Consider the following 5,316-nt stretch of genomic DNA (forward strand, 5'->3'; position numbering starts at 1 on the left):
GCGCCAGCTCCGTCCGCTGCTTCCAGCGAGAGGCGGCCACCATGGCGGGCGAACGTTCGAACAGCCTCAGAATCAGTCCTGTTCGAGCTCGGGGTGGCGCTGGAGCAGTTCGCACTCAATTCGGCGAAGTGAGGCAATCTCCGCGTTCACGTCATCGAGCCGTCGCCTCAATCGGTCCAGGCGAGCCTCGAGTTCGCGGCCATCGAGCAGGAGATCCTCCCGCTCGATCAGCAGGCGAGCGATCTGATCTGCAGCGGGGTTCGTGCCCATTCACTCAGGATATGGCGACGAGAGGGCGCATGCGGCACGATCCACACCGCGAGTACCCACAACACGGCAGAGTCGTTTCGCCACTTACCGTTTGAGGCGGCGCCTGGCGTCCGGTGAGGTTCCCTCGGCCGGCGACTCAGATCGCGATGAACGCCGCGCCGCCGACCAGAGACTGAGTGAACAGCGTCCAGTCGTTGATGATGTGCGCGCCCGAGGAGACAAACAGGTTCTTGGTGCGGATGTAGGCCAGGGTGAGCACCAGCCGGGCGCCGCCGATGACGATGAAGGCCTGGGCGAAGTTCCAGTCGTAGGTCGGCAGGTGGGCGGCGGCAAACCAGGCTGAACTGATCAGCCAGGCGAGCAGGATCGCGGTCTTGCGGGACACCTTCACCTTGGTGAACAGGAAGTACATCACCGCGAGGAACGGGATGATCGTGAAGACCTCCTCGCCGACCAACTGGAAACCGGTGCCCACGTAGAAGGCGACGGTGTCGAGCGCGCCGGCTGTGCCGACCTCGTCGATGGCCTCGTTCTTGGCCACCCCGAACACGGAGCTGACAATCAGCGCGAGGGTGAACGTGACGACCAGGTTGAGTACGGCGAAGCCGACCATGGTGGCGACGTCACGGCCACGCACGCGACGGAACAGCGCCCGCCAGTGATCCCGCGTCACCACTGCCAGCACGCCCAGCGGGATGCAGACGAACAGGATCCGCGGAACAAGTGCCACGAAGCTGTTCGGCTGAGGGATGAGAACCAGCGCCGCGAAGCCCACCACCACCGAAGCCACCAGCAAAAGCCACTGACGTACCGACAGCGCCGCGGGCCGGTCGTTGTAGAAGGGGAAGTCGGCGTCGTCGCGCCGTTCGATCAGGTGCCCGAACCGCTCGGGTGCCGTTTGTTCCGGCAGCGCGTGTGCGCCGGTGGTGCCACTCATCCGTATGCCCCTTTTGGGTAGTTCGACGCAGGGCGCAATTCTCGCAGCCGGTTCCGCGACGCGCAGCACGTGGCCACCCGTGTCGTCGGCGTGTCGCGTCAGGAGGACGCACCCGGCCGGGTCCGGACATGCGCACGCTCGCCCTGCGGACCGAACAGGCTGAGCACCTCGACGGGCTCGTCGCCGGTGTTGCCGAACCAGTGCGGGGTCCGGGTGTCGAACTCCGCCACCTCCCCCGGCGTCATGACGATGTCGTGCTCGCCGAGCAGCAGCCGCAGCCGCCCGGAGAGCACGTACAGCCACTCGTAGCCCTCGTGCACCTGGAGCTTCGGTTCGCCGGCCGGCGTGTGCGGCGGGATCACGTGCTTGAACGCCCTCACCCCGCCGGGTCGCCGCGTCAACGGGATGATCGCCATCCCGTTCCGGCTGATCGGCCGGGCGTGGATCCGCGGATCGCCGGTGGCGGGCGCGTCCACCAGCTCGTCCAGGGGAAGCTGGTGGGCGCGGGCCAACGGCAGCAGCAACTCCAGCGTGGGCCGTCGCTGACCGGACTCGAGCCGGGACAGCGTGCTGACCGAGATCCCGGTCGACTCCGACAGCTGCGCGAGCGTCGCACCGCGTTGCAGGCGCAGCACCCGCAGCCGCGGACCGACCGCGTCGAGGACGTCCTCGAGGGAGTGCGGGTCTTCGTTCATCCCCCCAGTTTGCCGCCTCGGCAAAAGAACTTGCCAGCCCGGCGGCGGCGGGCGCAGAGTCGGAGCCCACCGACGAGCACGAGGAGCACACATGAACGAGAAGTACGACGTCGTTGTCGTAGGCGGCGGCGCGGCCGGTCTCAGCGGGGCACTGACGCTGGCACGGGCGAGGCGTTCCGTCCTGGTCGTCGACGCCGGCGCCCCGCGCAACGCCCCGGCCGCGCACATGCACAACTACCTGGGCCGCGAGGGCGACAACCCCGCCGCGCTGCTGGCCGACGGTCGCGACGAGGCCGCCGGCTACGGCGCCGAGCTGGTCACCGGCGCCGTCACCACCGCCGACGCGACGGACGACGGATTCCGCGTCGAGCTGGCGGACGGCCGCCGGGTGACCGCGCGGCGGCTGCTGGTCACCACCGGCCTGGTCGACGAGCTGCCCGACGTGCCGGGCCTGGAGCAGCGGTGGGGTCGTGAGGTGCTGCACTGCCCGTACTGCCACGGCTGGGAGGTGCGCGACGAGAAGATCGGCGTGCTGTCCACCGGGCCGCTCGCCGTGCACCAGGCCCTGATGTGGCGGCAGTGGAGTGCGGAGGTGACCCTGTTCCTGCACGACGGCCCCGAGCCGACCGCGGACGAGGCCGAGCAGCTCGCCGCCCGCGGCATCGCCGTCGTGGCCGAGAAGGTGACCGGCCTGGAGGTGTCCGAGGACCGGCTCACCGGCGTGCAGCTGGCCACCGGCGAGCGCGTCGACTGCCGGGCCCTGGTGGTCTCGCCGCCCTTCACCGCCCGCGCCGACTTCCTCGCGGGCCTGGGCCTCGAGCCGGCCGCGATGGAGATGGGCGGCCACGTGATCGGCACCCACCTCCCCGTTGACGCTATGGGCGCCACCACGGTGCCAGGGGTGTGGGCTGCGGGCAACGTCACCGACCCGCGCGCCCAGGTGATCGGTGCCGCCGCGGCCGGGGTGATGGCCGGCGCCGCGCTGAACGCGGACCTGATCGCCGAGGACACCCGGCTGGCCGTTGCCGCCCGGCGCCACGCCGGTTCGCCTCGGGGACAGCAGGACTCGGCTGTCAGGGCCTAGCGAGGCGATCGCGGCCGGTGGTTCACGCCGGCCGCGTCACCGCGCCTCGTCGCCGGCCTGACGTGCTGCCCGGGCCAGCACCTGCGGGCCCGTGGTCAGCGCCCGCTTCCACGGCGGCACCCCCTCGATCTCCACCTCGATGGACAGGCTCAGCACGGTCCGGATCAGCACGATCAGTCCCAGGATTGCCGCGTCGGTCAGCGACGGTGTGGACGTGACGGTCTTGACGATGTCCGCCGCGACCAGCAGCTCCAGGCCGAGCAGGATTGCCCCGCCGAGGGATTCGCGCAGGGTCTTGAACGCCCGCGCGCCGTCGCCGGTCCGCTTCCAGGTGAGCGCGGCGAGGAGGAACGCGAAAACGAACCCCACCACCATCGACAGGACTCCGAGTACCTCGAAGGTCTCGGTCGCCAGCTCGAAGAACCTGACTGTGTCCATCTGCCCATCTAATCCGAGGTGACGCTCCCCCGCCCACCGAACCGGCCTGGATCACCGGTTGAACTGCGACGGTTGTGAACGACGTTGACCCCAATTGCGACGATCACGACAGCCGCCAGGAAGACCAGCACCGGCCAAAATCCGCGACCGACAAGGCCGGCGACAACGACGACCCCCACCGTCATCAACGGACTCGCGACACCGGCGAGCAGATCCCACTGCCGCGGCCGCACCGGCGGCGTACCCCACCACGGAATCCGGTGGCCGGCGTTCTCGCGCAGGGTCCGCCGGGTCACCGCGACGAAGCACCCGAGGCCGACGAGGATCGCGAGACCACCCACCGCCCACGCGACGGGTCCGGACGGATGCGTCGCGAACGCGTAGATCCACACCGTGGCGACGAGGGCGAGCCCAACCGCACCCGGCCACCACGGCTCGGACGCCGGGACGTCCTCATTCACCACGACCGGTCGCATCGGTGAAAGGTCATCCATTCGTCCCCCACTCCGTCCCCAATGTCACATCGGGGATCCCCAAGGGACCCAGTGTGACATTGGGGAGAAGGCGGCGGAGGTCAGCGCAGGGACACGCCCAGCAGCGAGTCCACCGCGTCGGAGACCAGACCGGGCGCCGCCGCGTCGGCGCCGCCGTGCTCGACGGCGCGGCGCGCCCAGCCGTCCACCGCGTCGAGTGCCTTGGGGGTGTCGAGGTCGTCGGCCAGGTGCTGACGCAGCCGCGCGACGGTGTCCTCGGCGTTCTGCGCGGTCGGCCGTGCGGCGGCCCGGCGCCACAGGTCCAGCCGCTGCTCGGCGGCGGTGAGGACCTCGTCCGTCCAGGCCCGGTCGGTCCGGTAGTGACCGGAGAGCAGGCCCAGCCGGATCGCCATCGGGTCGGTGCCCTCGCCCCGCAGCTTGGAGACGAACACCAGGTTGCCGCGGCTCTTGGACATCTTCTCGCCGTCCAGCCCGATCATCCCGGTGTGCACGTAGTGCCGGGCGAAACGCCGCTCCAGTACCAGGGATTCGGCGTGTGCCGCGGAGAACTCGTGGTGCGGGAAGATCAGGTCGGTGCCGCCGCCCTGCACGTCGAAGCCGGAACCGATGCGGTTGAGCGCGATCGCCGAGCACTCGATGTGCCAGCCGGGCCGGCCCGCGCCGAAGGGCGACGGCCAGGACGGCTCGCCCGGCCGCTGCGCCCGCCACACCAGGGCGTCGAGCGGGTCACGCTTGCCGGGGCGGTCCGGGTCGCCGCCGCGCTCGGCGAAGAATCGCTCCATGGTCTCGCGGTCGTAGCCCGACTCGTAGCCGAACTGCTCGGTGGCGTCGGCCCGGAAGTAGACGTCCGGGTACTCGGCGTCCTCCACCACGTACGCGGCCCCGGCGGCGAGCAACTTCTCCACCATCTCGACGACCTCGTTCACGGACTCGACCGCGCCGATGTAGTCGCGCGGCGGCAGCACCCGCAGCGCCTCCATGTCCTCGCGGAACAGCGCGGTCTCGCGCATGCCGAGCACCACCCAGTCCTCGCCGTCGCGCTCGGCCCGCTCGAAGAGCGGGTCGTCGACGTCGGTGACGTTCTGCACGTAGTGCACCTCGTGCCCGGCGTCGCGCCAGAGCCTGTTCACCAGGTCGAAGGCGAGGTAGGTCGCCGCGTGACCGAGGTGGGTCGCGTCGTACGGGGTGATCCCGCAGACGTACATCGTGGCGACGGCGCCCGGCGTGACGGGCCGGACCCGGCGGTCCGCGGTGTCGAAAAGGCGCAGGGGCGGACCCTGACCGGGGACGGAGGGAACGGCAATGTCGGACCAGGACTGCATGGCCCCGAGCCTATCCGAGGCCCGGACACGCGATCCGCACGAGTCGTTCCAAGAAGGTGGTCCCGACTCCGACCAC

7 protein-coding genes are annotated in these 5,316 nt (G+C 70.3%); 1 reads left to right on the forward strand and 6 read right to left on the reverse strand.

Going from position 1 to position 5,316, the window contains the following annotated elements; genetic code table 11:
- Positions 1-72: 72 nt before the first annotated feature.
- From RT2_RS10685 to RT2_RS10695, 3 genes are all read right to left on the reverse strand, one after another.
- A complete protein-coding gene (locus tag RT2_RS10685; RefSeq protein ID WP_072844754.1) occupies positions 73-270 on the reverse strand; it encodes a hypothetical protein in 198 nt (65 codons plus the stop codon).
- A 136-nt stretch (positions 271-406) separates the two neighbouring features.
- Positions 407-1,207 carry a CPBP family intramembrane glutamic endopeptidase gene (locus RT2_RS10690; protein WP_072844755.1) on the reverse strand — a complete coding sequence of 267 codons (801 nt, stop codon included), beginning with the start codon at positions 1,205-1,207 and terminating at the stop codon, positions 407-409.
- A 98-nt stretch (positions 1,208-1,305) separates the two neighbouring features.
- Positions 1,306-1,902, reverse strand: a complete 597-nt coding sequence (locus RT2_RS10695; RefSeq protein WP_072844756.1) for a helix-turn-helix domain-containing protein — start codon at positions 1,900-1,902, stop codon at positions 1,306-1,308.
- 91 nt (positions 1,903-1,993) lie between these two features.
- Between RT2_RS10695 and RT2_RS10700 the strand changes: the two genes are divergently transcribed.
- Positions 1,994-2,986 (forward strand): NAD(P)/FAD-dependent oxidoreductase, encoded by a 993-nt coding sequence (locus tag RT2_RS10700; RefSeq protein WP_072844757.1) that lies wholly within the window; start codon positions 1,994-1,996, stop codon positions 2,984-2,986.
- A gap of 36 nt (positions 2,987-3,022) precedes the next feature.
- Here the strand turns inward: RT2_RS10700 and RT2_RS10705 are convergent, their stop codons facing one another.
- The 3 genes from RT2_RS10705 to mshC all read right to left on the reverse strand — a co-directional run bounded on the left by RT2_RS10705 (position 3,023) and on the right by mshC (position 5,240).
- Complete coding sequence (locus RT2_RS10705) at positions 3,023-3,424, reverse strand: DUF1622 domain-containing protein (protein WP_072844758.1); 402 nt, start codon at positions 3,422-3,424, stop codon at positions 3,023-3,025.
- Between the two features lie 8 nt (positions 3,425-3,432).
- Positions 3,433-3,918, reverse strand: a complete 486-nt coding sequence (locus tag RT2_RS10710) for a hypothetical protein (RefSeq protein WP_072844759.1) — start codon at positions 3,916-3,918, stop codon at positions 3,433-3,435.
- An 80-nt stretch (positions 3,919-3,998) separates the two neighbouring features.
- Positions 3,999-5,240 (reverse strand): cysteine--1-D-myo-inosityl 2-amino-2-deoxy-alpha-D-glucopyranoside ligase, encoded by a 1,242-nt coding sequence (gene mshC / locus RT2_RS10715; protein ID WP_072844760.1) that lies wholly within the window; start codon positions 5,238-5,240, stop codon positions 3,999-4,001.
- Positions 5,241-5,316: the final 76 nt, after the last annotated feature.

The sequence above is a fragment of the Rhodococcus tukisamuensis NBRC 100609 genome (assembly GCF_001894985.1).
GTDB lineage: Bacteria > Actinomycetota > Actinomycetes > Mycobacteriales > Mycobacteriaceae > Rhodococcus_G > Rhodococcus_G tukisamuensis.